Below are 17,032 nucleotides of genomic sequence, written 5' to 3' on the forward strand. Positions count from 1 at the left end.
CCGACGACGAGCCGCACCCGCCGGGGGTCACTCCGGGGCGGGGCCGGGCCGCGGGAGTCGTCCGCGGGCGGGCAGGACGCCGAGCTGGACGAGCCGGTCCACCGCGCCCAGCGGACGCATCCCGACACCCGACACGTTGTAGGTGGTCAGGTAACGCAGCCGCGCGCTCTTGGCCGTCCTGACCAGCAGGTGTCGGTTCAGCCTCCTGACGCCGGGTGAGGTGCCGGTCATCAGGCGTGCGGCGTCGTGGCTCATGAAGTGGATGTCCCGGATCCGACCCATGCGTTCCGCCTCGTAGGCACGCATCGCCTCGTCGAGCGTCGCCTCTTCCCGGACGCGGACGGTGGCCAGTCGGGCCGCGAGCGCTCGGGCGTCGCCGATGGCCGTGTTCATCCCCTGGGCGGCCAGGGGATGGACGCCGTGGGCCGCCTCACCGACCAGCACGATCCCCGGCCGTACGAGGGAGGGGGCCCGGTACCGCCAGACCGGCAGCAGCTGTCGTCGGTCCAGGCTGTCCTTCACCAGCACGGCGAGCGGGTCGAGCGCGGGCACCGCCGCGAGGAGTTCGTCGCACCACCGCTGGAGTCGCGTCTGGTCCGCCCTCCTGAGCTCGTCCGCCTTCACCTGGACGTAGACGCGCGTCCGCCCGTCGGGCAGCGGATAGACCAGGACCAGCCCCCGCTCGGTGAGGTAGGCGGAAGCCTCGTCGGCCGGCGCCGGCGTGCCCGAGAGCTCGAGCGTCAGCAGCTTGTGTCCGTAGGCGACGGGGTCGGCGGTCATTCCGGCCAGCCGGCGCAGGCGCGAGGACATCCCGTCGGCCGCCACCACGAGTCGGGCACGGATGTCGTACTCGTTCGCACCCTCCGCGGCCCGTACGCCGACGACGCGGCCGTGGGCGTCCGTGAGGACGTCCTCGACCAGCACCCCCCGCCGCCAGCGCACCGACGCGCCGAGCGACTCCGCCAGGCACTCCAGGATCGTCGTGTGGTCGTGGGACAGCATCCAGGGCCACGCGCAGCGGAGCGTTCCGAAGTCCATCGCCAACAGCTCGGCGCCGTCGGCCTGTCTGGCGACGAGCCGCTTGAGGCGGACCGCCCGTCTGGCTTCGAGGGCCGGGAGTACGCCCCACTCCTGGAGGGTGTCCAGGGAACCGGGCTGGAGGATCTCGCCCTTGGCGACCGGAGGCTGCCGCTTCTTCTTCTCCAGCAGGGTGACGTCAAGGCCGAGCCGGCCCAGAGCGCAGGCCGCGGCCAGACCGGCGACGCCGGACCCGCAGACCACCACGTCCGCCGTCGCGGAACCGGGCGCCGCGTGTCCCTTCGTCACGAGACCTCCCGCCCTTCCGACGCAGCTCCGGCCAGCGCGGCCCGGTAGCTCCCCAGGGCCTTCAGGGCGAGCCCGTGGACGATCAGACCGTCCACGTAGTACGTCAGGTCGCGTATGTACATATGGACCGGGCTCGGCTGCCACAGGCCGTCGGGCCGCTGCGCGGACGCGATCCAGTCCGCCGCTCGCCGCACCCGCGGGTCGTCGGCCGGCATGCCGGAGGCGAGCAGTGCGCGCAGGGCCCACGCGGTCTCCTCGACGGTTCCCGTCGAGGGATCGTCGCCCAACCCGCCCGTTCTCCCGGGCCCCCACGAACCGTCGTCGAGTTGGGCGCGCACCAGGGCGTCGCGGGCGCGCCCGGCCACCGGGTGGTCGGCGAGGCCGACGCGGCTGAGGGCCACGAGCGCCATGGCGGTCCCCGGGGTGAGCCCCCGGTACCACAGGGCCTCGTAGGTGCCGTCCGTCCGTTGCCGGGAGAGCAGCCAGTTCACGGCCCTGCGTATCCGGGGGTCGTGTCGGCGGGTCCCGTTCTCGGCCAGAACGTCGACGCACTGCGCGGTCGCGTAGGGACAGGGGCCGTCGTTCGGGAACGCGGTGTCGGGGACGAAGGTCCCCCACGAGCCCTTGCGGTCCTGCCGTGACTCCAGCCAGCGCAGCCCGTGCCGCAGTTGCTCGTCCGGCTCCTCGACGCCGCCGGTCGTGAGGGCGGACAACACCACCGCGGTGTCGAGGAGGTTGGGCCATCCGCGGGGACCTTCCCAGCTCCACCCGCCGGCGGGAGCGTCGAAGACCGGCGACGCCTCGTCCTGCTGGCAACCGCGCAGCCACGTCCTCGCCCGTACCAGTCGCGGGTCGTCGGCGTACCCGGCCTCCGCCAGGCCGCGCGTGACGTAGGCGCTGCCGATCAGGTCGAGGCCCTGGATGAGGTGCCAGGAACCGTCCGCGTGCACATTCGAGCGGAGATAGTCGACGACGTCCAGGGTCGCCCGGCTCGGGGCCTCCTCGGCGCGGCTCAGGCCGACGCACACCGCCGACGCCAGCCAGTTGTCCCCGCCGTAGCCGCCCCGCCGGGTCTCCGCGATCTCCACCTGCTGGAGCGCGCGGAGCCCGGCCCGCCCTGCCGGCCGGTCCAGCATGCCCGGGAGTCCCTTCGGCCGGCTGTGGCGGCGCTGGATGAACGCGAGCGCGACGAGGAGGGGCACGCTGAAGGACAGCCGCCTACGCCAGAGCCGTGGGGGCAGCAGGAACACCTCCAGCGGGACGCGCCGCAGATCGCGCATGTCCCTGAGCTCGGCCAGCGCGAGGAACACGGAGGTGACGTGGGTCATCCCCGGATCGGGGAGCGCCTCCACCCCGCCGTGTGACTCCACCAGGGCCAGGGCGCGCCGCACGGACTCCCCCGTACGGTGCGGAGCGGCCATCCGCAGGGCGGTGGCCGCGATCACGGTCGGCACCACCTGGGTGGCGGTGCCGACGCTGCCGCCCCAGCCGCCGTCGGCGTTCTGGGCGCCCAGCAGCCACTGGACTCCCCGGTCGACGAGGTCGTGTGAACGCTCGCGGTCGGCGAGGTGGAGAGCGGTCAGCGCACCGGCCGTCCCCATCACGGAGGTGGGCCGCCGGTTCGGCCAGGACCCGGAGGAGCGCTGTGCCGCGAACAACGCCTCGGCGGCTCGTGTGATCGACTTCTCCACGCGGCTGTCCGCGGCTGAGCCCATGAGGTGCCATCCCTCTCTCGCGGTGAGACTGCCCGTTCGGTGGTTCCGACGCCGCGTGCCCGCTCGGCGAGGCCGACGACCGCCGCGGTCAGCAACGTTCCGCCCGGGCGAAGTCCTTGGCGCCGTGCAGCCAGGAGACCTTGTCGTACAGGTCGTCCTCGGTGAGTGAACGCAGCATCGCGTTGCGCTCCCGCGCCCTGCCTCCCGCGGGGTGGTAGAGCCGTGTGCCCATCTCCCTGGCCAGCAGTTGGGTCCGCGCGGTCCGCTCGCGCCGCGCGACGTTGTACGTCTCCAGGCGTCGCGCCACGTCGTCGGCGGCGGTCCCGGCGAGGACGTCGCCCAGGGCGACGGCGTCCTCCAGCGCCTGGCACGCACCCTGGGCGGCGTACTGGAGCATCGGGTGGGCCGCGTCGCCCATCAACGCGACCCGACCGTCGGTCCACACGTCGATCGGATCCCGGTCGCACAGCACCCACTGCCGCCACCGCTCGCCCAACCCCAGCAGCAGCCCGGCGGTGTCGCCCAGGTCCGGGAAGCGGCCGCGGACGACATCCCGCCGCGTCGGACGTCCCGACACGGGCTCGCGGGCGCCGTCGTCCAGGGTCGCGGCGAGGTTGAGGTACCTGCCGCCGCCGATGATGTAGTGGACGAAGTGCCAGGCGGGGCCGGCCCACAGGGTCACCGCGTTCCACCGCAGCCGCGGCGGCACCTTCTCGATCGGTATCACCGAGCGGTAGATGGTGTGGCCGCAGACCCGGGGGGCGCCGTCGCCGACCAGGCGCGCGCGGACGGTCGAGCGGATGCCGTCGGCCCCCACGAGCAGGTCGCCGCTGAACGTCCGGCCGTCCGCCGTCGTCACGGTCACCCGTGCCGTGTCCTGGACGTATCCGTCCACGGCCGCACCGGCGACGAGTTCGACGCCGTCGTCGGCCCGGCATGCCGAGAGCAGCGGGGTGTGGAGGTCACGGCGGTGCACCACGGCGTAGGGGTTGCCGAAGCGCCGCCGGTACCGCTCGGTGAGCGGCATGGCCACGAGCTTCTCGCCCGTGGTGCCGTCCATCAGCCGGAGTTCGTCGACGAACACCGCCCGCGCGCGTACCTCCTGCCCCAGGCCCAGCAGGTTCAGGGCGTGGAAGGCGTTCGGGGCGAGCTGGATGCCCGCGCCGATCTCGGCGAAGACGTCCTCGCGTTCCAGGACGGTGACGTGGTGACCGCCCCGCGAGAGGGCGAGAGCGGTGGCGAGGCCGCCGATGCCGCCGCCTGCGATGAGTGCGTGGGTCATGTCGCCGGGCGCGTCCCTTCTCGGTCGGTGCCGCCGGTCGGTGTCGGTGGAAAGGGCTCGTGCGGGCGCAGCACCCGGGTGAGCAGCGAACCGATGATCCGGGGGCCGCCCCGGGTCAGTACGGACTCCGCGTGGAACTGCACCGAGGCCAGACGCCGCGCGCGCAGGGCGTGGACCTCACCGCTGTCCGGGTCCCTGCTCACCGTCACCCGGCCGGCGTCGGGGTGCTCGACGACGTCCCGCCCCGCACATGCCGTGTACGTGTTGTAGAACGCCACCCGCTCGCGCCGGCCGAACAGGTCGATCTCGCGCTGCACGCCCTGGTGGGGGATGCCGCGGCGGACCAGGGAGAGGCCGAGCAGCGCGCACAGCACCTGGTGGCTCAGACACACGGCCAGGAACGGGCGCCTCTCGGCCAGCAGCCGGCACACCGCCGACCTCAGGTGCGCGATCCTGGGGTCTCGTCGTCGGCCGGGGTCGCCCGGCCCCGGCCCCAGGACCACCAGGTCGTACGCCGCCGTGTCGTAGCCCGCGTCGAACCGGCGCACGCTCACCGCCATGCCCAGCGAGCGGACCTGGTGCGCGAGCATGGCGGTGAAGGAGTCCTCGGCGTCGACCACGAGGACCCGGCGCCCCGCCAGCTCGGCCGCGGCGTGGTCTGTGTCGTCCGGCCTGTCCAGCCAGAACCCCGCGACGCGGGCGTTGCGCCCCGCCAGCGCGGCCCTGACCGCGGGGTGGGTGGCGAAGCGGGCGGGCGCGGGCTCGGCGTGCGCGGCGAGCAGCCCCGAGGCCTTCGCCCAGGTCTCTCGCGCCTCGGCCTCGGGGTCGGAGTGGCGCACCAGTGTGGACCCGACACCGATCCGCAGATGACCGTCGGCTGTGATGTCGGCCGTGCGGATCAGGATGGCGGAGTCGAGGGTCCGCCCGCCGCCCGCGTCCCTCCCGATGAGGGCGGCGACCCCGCTGTAGTAGCCGCGGCCGGCTGGCTCGTGACGGCTGATCACCCTGGTGGCGTTCTCCAGCGGCGATCCGGTCACCGTCGGGGCGAGAAGCGTCTCTCGAAGGACCTCGCGGACATCGCGGTCGGTGTGTCCCTCGATGAGGTACTCGGTGTGCGCGAGGTGCGCCATCTCCTTGAGGTACGGGCCGATGAGACGTCCGCCGGAACGGCAGATCCGGGCCATCATCTTCAGTTCCTCGTCGACGACCATGTACAGCTCGTCGGTTTCCTTCTGGTCCGTCAGGAAGGAGAGCACGCCGTCGAGCGTGGGACCGCCCGCCGGATAGCAGTACGTGCCACTGATCGGGTTCATGACCGCGGTGCCGTCGCGCACGCTGATGTGCCGCTCGGGGGTCGCGCCCAGCAGGACGCGGTCGCCGGTGTGCACGAGGAACGTCCAGTAGGCGCCCCTCTCCCGTTCCAGGAGTCGACGGTAGAACGAGAGAGCGCCGGCTGCCGAGAAGCCCGGCAGCCACGCGGTGAAGGTGCGCTTGATCACGAAGTTCGAGCCCTGGCCGGTGCCGATCTCCTCAGCGATCACCCGCCGCACGATGTCCGCGTACGCCCGGTCGGAGACGTCGAAACCGTGCTGGTCGATCTTGACCGGTTCGTTCGGCAGCCGCGGGAGGGCCTCGGCGAGCGGCAGGGTCTGGTGGTCGGTGACCGTCATCGCGATCAGCGGCTCACCGTCGTCGTGGGCTGTGAACCCTCGTTCGGTGATCTGCCGGTACGGGATCAGGGCGAGCAGTTCGGGTCCGCCGTGGGGGGAGGGGTGCGCCGGTTGCGGCAGGTCCGCCAGGGTGGCGCAGTGGGCTGTCTCGGCCAGCAGCACCTCGACGGTGTCCGGGGCGGCCGCCTGCGGGCGGTGCAACAGGGCGAAGGCGGGCGCGGAGCCGTCCAGCACACGGGCCAGCGGGTCACGGGTGTCGTCGGGGGCGTCCCTCCCCGCGGTGGGCGGGGGTTTCCCGGTCACCGCGCCTCCCGTGCCGTCCCGGCCGCCAGGGTGTCGCACAGGGACCCCGTGGTGACGACGGCGGCGCACCGCTGGGCGGCGTACTCCAGGGCGAGCCGGTGGTGGTCGGCGGAGAAGTCGGCGACGGCGTCGGCCACCAGGAACGGCTGGATGTCGTGGGTGAACGCGTCCACCGCGGTCATGAGCACACCGACGTGCGCGTAGACGCCGCACAGCACGAGTTGGTCGCGGCCGGTGGCCCGCATCCGCTCCAGCAGACCCGTGTGGAAGAAGGCGCTGTAGCGCCACTTGGTGAGCCGCCAGTCGTCGGGGGCGGGCTCGAGGGGCGCGACGATCCGGTTGTCCTGCGGGGACGTGCGCATGCCGGCGCCCCAGAAGTCGGCCAGCAGGCCCCGCTGTCGCGGTGTCATCCCGCCGGGCTGGGCGGTGTAGGCGACCGGGACACCGAGGGCGGCGCAGCGCCGCCGCAGCAGTGTCGTGTTGCGGATGAGCGGGGCGCCGGGTGAGGTGTCGCGCGGGAACGGCCTGAGGAAGTACTCCTGCATGTCGTGGACGAGCAGCACGGCACGCCGCGGGTCGGCCCGCCATGCGACGACCGGCGCGGGGATGTCGTCCGGCAGGGGCAGGGGGTAGGGCTCGATGGAAGGTATGCCGGACATGTGATGGTCGGTCCTTTCGTGCGGTGCCGGCCGCGGTGGCCGGGTCGGGGGAGCGCGACTACATCGGGGCGCCGAGGGCCGCCCCTCCGTCGACGGTGAGCGTGTGCAGGGTGACCTGGGCGGCCTCCTCGGAGAGCAGGAAGCGGACGGCGTGGGCGACATCCCGTGGACGCGCCACCCTGCCCAGCGGGATGCCGGTCCGGAAGGCGGCCGGGCTGCCGGTGACGGAGGCGGCGGCCGCGTCCCCGTCAGGGTGCATGCCGTGCAGCATCGGGGTGTCGGTGGAGCCGGGGGCGACCACGTTGCAGCGGATGCCGTGCCGCGCGACCTCCAGCCCGAGACATCTGGTGAAGGCGGTCGCCGCGGCTTTCGACGCGGCGTACGCGGCCATCCGGGTACGGGCGACGCCCGCGGCGTTCGACGCGACGGTGACGAGAGCCCCCCGCCGGCGGGGGATCATACGGTTGGTCACCGCCCGGGACATGAGGAAGACGCCGGTGGTGTTGACCGCGAAGGTCGTGTGCCAGTCCTCGTCGCTGAGGTGTCGGGCCTCGCCGAGCCGGAGCACCCCGGCCGCGTTCACCAGGTGGTCGACCGGTCCCGTCTCCCGTTCCACCGTGTCCACCACCCTCTCGACGTCGACGGCCGAGGCGACGTCGGCCGCGTGGCCTCGCACCGACAGTCCGTCGGCGGTGAGCTTGTCGACCATGGCGGACAGCCGGTCGGAGTCCAGGTCGACGCCGACCACCGTGGTCCCTTCCTCGGCGAGCAGGCGGACCACGGCCGCTCCGATGCCGCCCGCCGCTCCGGTCACCAGAGCGATCCCGCCGTTCACACGGTCACCTCCGTCGTGGTGAGCGACTGAACGTTCAACGCCGCGAGCTTCACCTGGCGGACGCACATGAAGACGGAGAAACTCACGATCAGCGCCAGCACCGGGGCGCCGACGATATACGCCCACACATGCCGGATGCCGAGCCGCCGCGCCTCGCTGATCATGAACGCGCCGAGCGCCGCCCAGATCAGCACCAGGTCCGCGTAGACGAACCGGGATGCGGCGGTGCGTGTCGCGTCGTCCAGGAAGTTCTCGATGACGCCGAGCGGTCCGGCGTCGGCGTTGCGCACGACGAAGACGACGGCCATCGTTCCCATGACGAGGCAGCCGCCGAGGGCGAAAAGCCCGTAGAGAACGCAGAGCGCGCGGTCCCTGCCCCGCACCTCACCCAGTCGCATGGCATCGGCCTCCAGGGGCCGGGTCTTCTCCGGTCATGGGGCGGCTCCGGATCGGACCCGGTCGTAGCGGTAGTCGTCGAGGTCGAAATGCCTGGCCCGCCAGGCCGCCTCATAGGTCGACGCCGGGCGGACGGCGGGTGCGTCGCCGCGATCGTCGAAGTAGTAACTGTTCGCGGTCCGGCAACTGTCGTGGAAGAACACCGTGTTCCGCTGCCGCCGCAGCGTCCTGTGGAAGGACCTGTCGTGCTTCTCGGGCCGGACGACGGCCTGCGTGGCGCGCCGCCGCCGCGCCTCCCCGATCACCCGCAACGCATGGGTGACCTGGTAGTCGATCATGCCGAACCAGGACCCTCCGGTGAAGGAGTACGGCCCGACGATGAACCAGAGGTTCGGGAAGCTCTTGACCGAACTGCCCTCGTACGTCTGGAAGCGCTCCGTCCTCCAGAACTCCCTCAGCTCCCGGCCGTCCAGGCCGTGCAGGGGGAAGGGCGGCAGGTTGTCCAGCACACGGAACCCGGTGGCGAGGACCAACACGTCGAACCGCTGCTCGCCGCCGTCCGCCGTCACGATCCCGGTCTCGGTGATCCGCTCGATGGGTTCGGTGACGAGCCGCACGTTGTCACGGGTGAAGGCGCGCCAGTACCCCTTGCCGAACGACGGCCGCTTGCACCCCAGGCGATAGCGGGGGGCGAGCCTGTCCATCAGGTCGCGGTCTCCTTTGACCTGAGTGCGCAGATAGAGCCGGGAGAACGCCTCCCCGCCACGCACCAGGAGGGGGAACCGGCGGTAATGGATCATGGCGATGACGAAGCTGAGTTCCGTCACGGTGTCCGTGAGCAGCCGGATGACGCGCTGAGTCCACGGGGCCGCCCCGAACAACGCGCGGACCGCCTCGGGCAACGGCAGATCGGGCTTCGGAAAGATCCAGGTGGGCGTGCGCTGGTACACATGGAGCCGCTCCACCACCGGGGCGATCTCGGGCACCAGTTGGATCGCCGAGGCGCCGGTGCCGATCACTCCGACGCGTCGGCCGGTGAGATCCAGCGCCGGATCCCAACGCGCCGTGTGCACGACGGTGCCCGCGAAGCGGTCGAACCCTTCGATGTCGGGCGCCTTCGGCTTGGTGAGCCACCCGGTGGCGCAGATGACGAACCGCGCCGTCGTCGAGGTGCCGTCCGCCAGGAAGAGCTCCCACACATGCTGCGTCTCGTGGTACTCGGCCCGCACGACCCGGGCGTTCAGCCGGAGCCGGGGCCGCAGACCGTACGTGCGGACACAGTGGTGCGCGTACGCCCTGAGCTCCTCGCCGGGAGGGAAGGCCCGCGACCACGACGCGAAGGGCTCGAAGGCGAAGGAGTAGGAGAAGGCGCTGATGTCCACGGCGATCCCGGGATACCGGTTGGCGTGCCAGGAGCCGCCGACGTCGTCCTGCTCGTCCAGCACCAGGAAGTCCTCGATGCCGGCCCTCAGCAGCCCGATCGCCGCGCCGATCCCGGAGAAGCCGGCACCGACCACCAGCACCTCGTGCTCGGGTGTCTCCCGCGCTCCCCCTCCCCGGCCGGTCACAGCGCGACACCGGTCGCCAACAGGACCCCGAACACCAGCAGAAGCACACACGTGTGCTCGAGCACCGGTATCAGCTCGCCTCCGCGCGCCCCGCCCAGAACCCGGCGCACCGGGAGGACGGCGCACGGGACGGCGCCGAGCACGAGCAGCGCCCAGGGTCGCCCGGCCGCGAGCGCCAGCGCGGAGGCGAAGGCCACCGCGACGCAGAGCACGTAGTACACGCGGGTGCGCCGGTCACCCAGACGCACGGCGACGGTGATCTTCCCTGCCGCCGTGTCGGTCGGTATGTCGCGCAGATTGTTCGTCGTCAGCAGCGCGCAGGCGAGCAGTCCGATCGGCACGGACGCCCCCAGAGCGAGCAGCGGCACCCGACCGAGCTGGATGTAGACCGTGGCGCAGACCGCGATGACACCGTGGAAGAGGAAGATGCTGACGTCGCCGAGTGAGCGGTAGCCGTAGGGCCGGGAGCCGCCGGTGTAGAACCAGCCGCCGAGCGCGCACACCACCGCGAGCGCCAACAGCCACCAGGAGATCGTCACGGCCATGACCGCCGCGGCCAGGGCCGCGACACCGTACAGCACGAGGCCGGAGCGCAGGACCTGTCGGGGCGAGGCCAGCCCGGAGCCGACCAGCCGGACGGGGCCCACCCGCCGGTCGTCGGCGCCCCGCACCCCGTCGCTGTAGTCGTTGAAGAAGTTCGTGCCGAGAACGAAGCCCAGGGCGAACACCAGGGTGAGGGCGGTACGCCACCAGCTGATCCGGCCCAGCGAGGCGGCGGTCCCCAGGCCCACCAGGATCGGTGCCAGGGTGACGGGCAGGGTCTTCAGCCGGGCGCCGACCAGCCAGGTGCGCACGGCGCGCCCGGCCGGCGGTTCCGCTGCGGTCACCATTTCTCCCCCACGCCGAGATAGAGAACGCCGGTGGACCTGGTGCGGATCATGCGCACCCGTTCGCGTCGTCTGGCCAGGTAGCGGAGCCCGTCACGCAGGTGCGGCCGCAGGCCGAACAGCCTCAGCTCCACGCCCTGCGACCTCGCGGCACGGGTCAGCCGCTCTCGGTTGACGAAGAGCCGGTGGTCGTGGGTGCCGCGGGGAGGTCTGCCGGGCAGGGGCGCGTTCTCGGCGAGGGTGATGGCGACCAGCCGGGCCACTCTGGTGTCCGCGATGGTGTCGACGACCAAAGTGCCCCCGGGACGCAGCACCCGGCACGCCTCCGTCACCACCGCGAAGGGGTCCGGTACGTGTTCGAGGCACTGCCCCGCCGTGACGACGTCGAACGACTCGTCGACGAACGGAAGTCGGGCCATGTCCGCCCTGGCGACCGCGTCGAACCCGTGGCGGGTCGCCTCCCTCAGCGACAGGGCCGACAGATCCACGCCGAAGACGCGATAGCCCTTGCCGGTCAGGTGGGGGCCGAACAGCCCGCCCCCGCAGGCGATATCCAGCAGACGCGCACGGTCGTGGTCGGCGACGGGAACGAAGTCGGCGCGGGCCCGCGCGATCCAGCCCAGCGGGGCGAGCGGTCCCCGAGGATCCCACCATGTATCGGCGAGATCGTCGTAATCGCTGATGAAATCGCTTCGGATTCCTGACACTGGCCACCCTCCGGAATTCACCCGTCAACTCTCCTGGCCGGTTCACGGTCCAGTCGCATGTCGCGTTTTTCTCCGGCGCGTTGGCGAAGGCAGGGCGTCCTTTGTGGAAGGTGTGTAGTCGAGGTCGCGGAGAGCGGGATGCTGGGAGGCGAAGGTGTCGACCAGGTCGCGCAGGCATTGTCGGGTGAACGGGGCGTGCCGCGCGGTGCCCGGATGGGATTCTATGGCCGACAGGGCGTCGACGATATGGCGTTGGGCCACGTCCGCGGCCCGGCTGATCGCGCCGGATTCCCGTACGACGGAAATCACCTCCTGACACCGCTCGGTGGAAAGCGGCTGGTCGCGCAGGGCCCGGAGCAGGCGGTCCCGGTCGTCTTCGACGGCATAGATCACCGGGAGCGTGTACACCCCGTTGATGATGTCCTTCGCCGGCTGCTTTCCCGTTTCCCGACTACAGATGTCGAGAATGTCGTCCCAGATCTGGAACGCCATGCCGAGGTGGTGTCCGAAACTCTCCAGTGCCTTCTGCGCGTCCCCGCTCGTGCCCGACTGCAGGGCTCCCATGGTGGCCGCCGTCCGCAGAAGGCGCGCGGTCTTGCCCGAGATGGCGGTGAAGTAGTCCTGTTCGGTGCGGAGGGGGTCGTAGAGCTGGGTCGACTCGAGCATCTGCCCCACGCACATGTCGACGAGCGTCTCCGCCATGGCCGTCATGCGAGACGTGCCGAGCGACGCCGCGGTCTGCATGCAGCGCGCCAGGAGGTAATCGCCGGCGAGCAGTGCGATGGCGTCGCCGAATTTCGCGTTGACGCTGGGTCTTCCACGCCTCACCTGCGCTTCGTCGATCAGGTCGTCGTGGTAGAGCGTGGCGATGTGCAGCGTCTCCACGACCGCGGCTCCCTCGATGACGCGCTGGTGTGTGGAGCCGCTTCGTTCGGACTCCAGAAAATACGAGGAAAGCAGTACAAGAGTCGGTCTGAGAAGGCGCCCGGTATGCTCCACGGCATACATGACCGGCCCCTGTATCCGGTGGTCCGGCGGATTCACCAGGGAGCGGAGTGATTCTCTGACCCGAGCCAGGTCCTCTTGGAGTCGTTGCCGGGTCTGAGTGATTCCTTCATCGCGCGGAGAATGATCCCTGACAGGAGCAGACATTCACGCTTCCTCCCCCCGAGACCCCGTGAAGTCCGCAACAGATTAGAAGAGCCCCCATGAACACACCAGAGTCCGGTTCGTCGGATGGATAAGGGACGGGGACTTTCCGGATCCGCTCTCACCGATCGCACGGTGGATTTCCGGCATACGGGGTACAAGGTGTGATCTATTGCGCGGTCCGTCACCCGTCCACGAGGGGATGTGATTCGGGTCACACCTCTCGCCGTCGCCCCGACCGGATGCCCCGCGGATGTCCCGGTCGGTCGATACGCGGCCGACCGGGACATCGGGCTCAGCGGAGGTCGAACCGATCGAGGTTCATGACCTTGTCCCACGCGGCCACGAAGTCACGCACGAACTTCTCTCCCGCGTCCTCGGACGCGTAGACCTCCGAGACGGCTCGGAGCTGTGAGTGCGAACCGAAGACGAGGTCGACGGCGGTGGCGGTCCACTTGACCTCGTCCGTGGCGCGATCCCGACCTTCGAACACGTTCTCAGACGTAGTCGACGCCTTCCACGCCGTGCCCATGTCGAGCAGATTGACGAAGAAGTCGTTGGTCAACGCCTCCGGGCGGTGGGTGAGGACACCGTGCGGAGAACCCCCGAAGCCGGTGTTCAGGGCCCGCATGCCGCCGATCAGAACCGTCATCTCGGGAGCGGTCAGTGACAACAGGTTGGCGCGGTCCAGGAGGAGAGTCTCCGGCGACAGCTTCTCTCCAGCCCGGAGGTAGTTGCGGAACCCGTCCGCCCGGGGTTCGAGCACGGAGAACGACTCCACGTCGGTCTGCTCCTGTGAGGCGTCCGTGCGCCCCGGGGCGAACGGGACGATGATGTCGTGGCCGGCGTTCTTCGCGGCCTGCTCGACGGCCGCGCACCCGCCCAGGACGATCAGGTCGGCGAGGGACACCTTCTTTCCGCCGGCCTGCGAGCCGTTGAAGTCCTGCTGGAGCCGCTCAAGGGTCCGCAACGTCTCGGTGACCTCGGGCAGGTCGTTGACCTCCCAGTCCTTCTGCGGCGCGAGCCGGATCCGTGCTCCGTTGGCCCCGCCGCGCTTGTCGGTGCCGCGGAAGCTGGCCGCCGCCGCCCACGCGGTGGTGACCAACTGGGGGATGGAGAGCCCCGAGGCGAGGATCCCGCGCTTGAGGTCGGCGATGTCCTCGTCCGCGACCAGTTCGTGATCGACCGCGGGTACGGGGTCCTGCCACAGCTGCGGCTCGGCTACCCAAGGGCCGAGGTACCGCGGGAGGGGGCCCATGTCGCGGTGCAGCAGCTTGTACCACGCCTTGGCGAAGGCCACCGCGAGCTCTTCCGGGTTCTCGTGGAACCTCCTGGCGATCGGCCCGTAGACCGGGTCCATCCGCAGCGCGAGATCCGTCGTCAGCATCATGGGAGCGTGCCTCTTCGACGGGTCATGAGCGTCAGGCACGGTGCCCTGGGCCGACGGGTCCGTGGGAGTCCACTGCTTCGCACCCGCGGGGCTCGTCGTCAGCTCCCAGTCGTACCTGAACAGGTTGTCCAGATAACCGTTGTCCCACCGCGTCGGCTCGGTGGTCCACGCGCCCTCGAGCCCACTGGTGAGCGCGTCGGGGCCCTTGCCGCTGCCGTAGGTGTTCCGCCAGCCGAGGCCCTGCTGTTCGATGGGGCTGGCCTCGGGTTCCGGGCCGACGTACCTGGGGTCGACCGCGCCGTGACACTTGCCGAACGTATGGCCGCCGACGATGAGCGCGACCGTCTCCTCGTCGTTCATCGCCATACGCCCGAACGTCTCGCGAATGTCCCTGGCGGCGGCCAGGGGATCCGGGTTGCCGTTGGGCCCCTCCGGATTGACGTAGATCAGGCCCATCTGCACGGCGCCGAAAGGACTGGCGAGCGCCCTGTCGCCGCTGTACCGCTCATCTCCGAGCCAGGTGTCCTCGGGACCCCAGAAGATCTCCTCGGCTTCCCAGATGTCCTCCCGCCCGAAGCCGAACCCGAACGTCTTGAAACCCATCGACTCCATGGCGCAGTTGCCGGCGAAGACCAGAAGATCGGCCCAGGAGATCTTCCGGCCGTACTTCCGCTTCACCGGCCAGAGCAGACGGCGTGCCTTGTCGAGGCTCGCGTTGTCCGGCCAACTGTTGAGGGGGGCGAAGCGCTGGGCGCCGGAGCCGCCCCCGCCCCGGCCGTCGGCGATGCGGTACGTGCCCGCGGCATGCCAACTCATCCGGATGAAGAGCGGCCCGTAGTGACCGTAGTCGGCCGGCCACCAGTCCTGGGACGTGGTCATCACCTCGAAGACGTCCTGCTTCAGGGCATCGAGGTCGAGGGTCGCGAACTCCTTCGCGTAGTCGAAGTCCTCGCCCAGGGGATTGGCGCGGGACGAGTGCTGGTGGAGAACCTGAAGGTCCAGCTGGTTCGGCCACCAGTCCCGGTTCGTCTTGGGGCGAGTCGGTGTGGGGGTCGGGGAGGGGATTGCCGGATTCTCGCTTTCGCTGGCGGACACGTCCGTCCTCTTTCCGTCTCGGTGCTTCCTTCTGCTGGCCGCTGCTCTTGAGGTGGTGCGCGTTGCCGGTGTCGAGCACCGCGACCCGCGCGGCGCGCCAGGGCGCCCGCCGACGGGAAACGCCTGCCAGGCCCGCGGCGGTCGACACGGAGCTTCTGGCGGCCGGCGAGAAGCCTTCTCACGCACGACGCCGATGATGGTGCCTGATTCCGCTTCCGTATGGTCGCGCACCGCGGACCGCGCGGCGACGAGAACACGCAGAGCACCCCGCGTAACCAGGACCCGAAGTCTCCACCCGTTCGGGCCGGCGCGAGGGTTGACGATTCCTCCGGCCGCTGAGCCGTGCGAGAGGACGGCGGGCTTTTCCGATCATCATGATCCGCCCGCCCGCCCGTCCACGCGAGAAGCGGAAGCGGGTGTTCATATGCTCGCCGTCGAGGTTGTTCCCGACGGCGACGCGGCGGTGCGCGGCGGACCGCCGAACTCAGAGCCCGACGACCGTGCCTTTCGCCGACAGCTCGTAGACCAGGGTGACCGTGCGGCGGCTGCCGGGCGGGAGGGGGACGTCCCAGCGGACGACGCCTTCGGCGTCGACCAGGTCGGGCGCGGGGGAGCAGGCATCCTGGCGCAGGCGTACCTCCACCGACGAGATCTCGGAGACCGGGATCCGCTCCCGCAGGACGACCACCCGCTCGTCGTGGTCCCCGGGGGCGGAGAACCGGGACAGGTGCAGCCGGACCGTGCGGGTGACCACGGTCCGCTGGGTGATGCCGGCGAGGTCGCGGGACTCCTCGGCACGCCGGACCACCCGGTGGTCGTCGCGGCTGCCGAAGGCGAGCTCGACAGGTGCCCCGGGAGCGGTGAAGTCCAGCGTGCCGCGGCCGCTGAACCCGCTGCCGCGAACCAGGTCCACGGGACCGGCGAGCAGCGCGTGGCCGGACAGGTTGTCGCCCCGCACCACCTGGGTGACCAGCGGGGACAGCTCGGGTGAGCAGGCGTACTCGCTGCTCGCGGCCGTGCTGAAGGCGGAGAGCGGCACCCGATGGGCACGGCCGTCCCCGGGCACGGAGACCGGTGAGGGGGAGTGCAGCACCCGGGTCTCGCCGCCGTCGTCCACCCCCGGAAGGCCGAGCACCGGGGTCGGGCCGAGGCCACCGATCTCCTCCTCGCGCAGCTCGACGTCGACCGTGCGACGCTCCGCGGCGGAGCGGTCCTTGAGCGTCAGCCGATCCTCGCCGAGCCGCGGCGGATCCGTGGCCAGCGCCGACCGGGCCGTGGACAGCGTCAGCCGGACGTCCGACCAGTCCTCGCCGGTGCGCTGCCAGACCATCGCGTCGGTCTCCAGCGTCAGGGAGTCCCCGTCGAGCACGGCCCGGTAGGCGGGCCGCCACAGCGCGCACGGGGTGAGGTGACTCAGGCGCAGCCCGACCCGCCCCGCGACCGCGGACTCCACGGTCAGCTCGACATGGCCGACCAACTCGGGAGGCTCCCCCTCAAAGAGGTCCACGGCCCGCTGGAGCTCCTGCCGTTCGGCGGCGAGGGCCGCCAGCCGGGCGTCCACGACGCGGAGTTGCTCGCCGTACGCGTCGCGTTCGTCGTCCACGCGGTCCAGTTCGCGGGCCCAGCGGGAGCCTTCGCACTCCCCGGAGCCGGCGCCTTCGCCGATCTCCCGCAGCAGATCGGCGGCGAGGCGGCCGAGCAGGTCGAGGCGGGAGTGCAGCCGATCGCGTCGCCGTTCCAGGGCGAGCCGCTCCTCTTCGAGCGTGCGCAGGCGCTGGCGCGGGGTGGAGTCGTCGTCGGTGGACGACGGCGGCCCGGGCGGCGTCCAGTCGCGGACGATCCGTACGTCGAGCACGGTCGCCGGGTGATCGGCGGCCAACTCGGCATGGAGGGTGCGGTCGACGGCCAGCGCACTGACCGGCCCCAGCCGCAGCCGCTGGACCCCGGCCTCCAGGTCGAGCACGGCGGCGCGCTCGATGTGGGCGCGATCCTCCAGGCAGGTGACGGCGGTGACGGGGAGGGCGATCGGCTTCGGTGTCGTGGACATGGC

Annotated in this window: 13 protein-coding genes; all 13 read right to left on the minus strand. The window is 71.2% G+C overall.

What is annotated here, in order from left to right:
- Positions 1–27: 27 nt before the first annotated feature.
- The 13 genes from CD790_RS17915 to CD790_RS17975 all read right to left on the minus strand — a co-directional run bounded on the left by CD790_RS17915 (position 28) and on the right by CD790_RS17975 (position 17,029).
- Complete coding sequence (locus tag CD790_RS17915) at positions 28–1,326, minus strand: NAD(P)/FAD-dependent oxidoreductase (RefSeq protein WP_144384254.1); 1,299 nt, start codon at positions 1,324–1,326, stop codon at positions 28–30.
- Entirely contained in the window at positions 1,323–3,041 is a 1,719-nt protein-coding gene (locus tag CD790_RS17920) for a prenyltransferase/squalene oxidase repeat-containing protein (protein ID WP_144384255.1), read from the minus strand. Before CD790_RS17920 ends, CD790_RS17915 begins: the two co-directional genes overlap by 4 nt.
- A gap of 88 nt (positions 3,042–3,129) precedes the next feature.
- A complete protein-coding gene (locus CD790_RS17925) occupies positions 3,130–4,323 on the minus strand; it encodes a 3-hydroxybenzoate 6-monooxygenase (RefSeq protein WP_144384256.1) in 1,194 nt (397 codons plus the stop codon).
- A complete protein-coding gene (locus tag CD790_RS17930) occupies positions 4,320–6,296 on the minus strand; it encodes an anthranilate synthase family protein (protein WP_144384257.1) in 1,977 nt (658 codons plus the stop codon). The genes CD790_RS17925 and CD790_RS17930 overlap by 4 nt, the downstream gene beginning before the upstream one ends.
- Positions 6,293–6,955 (minus strand): isochorismatase family protein, encoded by a 663-nt coding sequence (locus tag CD790_RS17935; RefSeq protein WP_144384258.1) that lies wholly within the window; start codon positions 6,953–6,955, stop codon positions 6,293–6,295. The genes CD790_RS17930 and CD790_RS17935 overlap by 4 nt, the downstream gene beginning before the upstream one ends.
- Before the next feature lie 58 nt (positions 6,956–7,013).
- On the minus strand, positions 7,014–7,790 hold the full coding sequence (locus CD790_RS17940) for a 2,3-dihydro-2,3-dihydroxybenzoate dehydrogenase (RefSeq protein WP_144384259.1): 777 nt from the start codon (positions 7,788–7,790) through the stop codon (positions 7,014–7,016).
- Positions 7,787–8,188, minus strand: coding sequence for a DUF2834 domain-containing protein (locus CD790_RS17945; protein ID WP_144384260.1), 402 nt, complete (start codon positions 8,186–8,188; stop codon positions 7,787–7,789). Before CD790_RS17945 ends, CD790_RS17940 begins: the two co-directional genes overlap by 4 nt.
- 33 nt (positions 8,189–8,221) lie before the next feature.
- Entirely contained in the window at positions 8,222–9,754 is a 1,533-nt protein-coding gene (locus CD790_RS17950; protein WP_144384261.1) for an NAD(P)/FAD-dependent oxidoreductase, read from the minus strand.
- Positions 9,751–10,644 (minus strand): 1,4-dihydroxy-2-naphthoate polyprenyltransferase, encoded by an 894-nt coding sequence (locus CD790_RS17955; protein WP_144384262.1) that lies wholly within the window; start codon positions 10,642–10,644, stop codon positions 9,751–9,753. The genes CD790_RS17950 and CD790_RS17955 overlap by 4 nt, the downstream gene beginning before the upstream one ends.
- The gene (locus CD790_RS17960) at positions 10,638–11,348 is read right to left on the minus strand and encodes a methyltransferase domain-containing protein (RefSeq protein WP_144384263.1); all 711 of its coding nucleotides are present in this window, start codon (positions 11,346–11,348) and stop codon (positions 10,638–10,640) included. Before CD790_RS17960 ends, CD790_RS17955 begins: the two co-directional genes overlap by 7 nt.
- Positions 11,349–11,390: 42 nt before the next feature.
- Positions 11,391–12,500: a polyprenyl synthetase family protein gene (locus CD790_RS17965; protein WP_144384264.1), complete on the minus strand. Its 1,110-nt coding sequence runs from the start codon at positions 12,498–12,500 to the stop codon at positions 11,391–11,393.
- Positions 12,501–12,792: 292 nt separating this feature from the next.
- Positions 12,793–14,982: a catalase/peroxidase HPI gene (gene katG / locus CD790_RS17970; protein ID WP_144384265.1), complete on the minus strand. Its 2,190-nt coding sequence runs from the start codon at positions 14,980–14,982 to the stop codon at positions 12,793–12,795.
- 484 nt (positions 14,983–15,466) lie between these two features.
- Positions 15,467–17,029 carry a DUF4139 domain-containing protein gene (locus CD790_RS17975; protein ID WP_144384266.1) on the minus strand — a complete coding sequence of 521 codons (1,563 nt, stop codon included), beginning with the start codon at positions 17,027–17,029 and terminating at the stop codon, positions 15,467–15,469.
- Between the last annotated feature and the right edge of the window lie 3 nt (positions 17,030–17,032).

This window comes from Streptomyces sp. SAJ15 (assembly GCF_007595705.1).
In the GTDB taxonomy this organism is placed as follows: Bacteria; Actinomycetota; Actinomycetes; order Streptomycetales; family Streptomycetaceae; genus Streptomyces.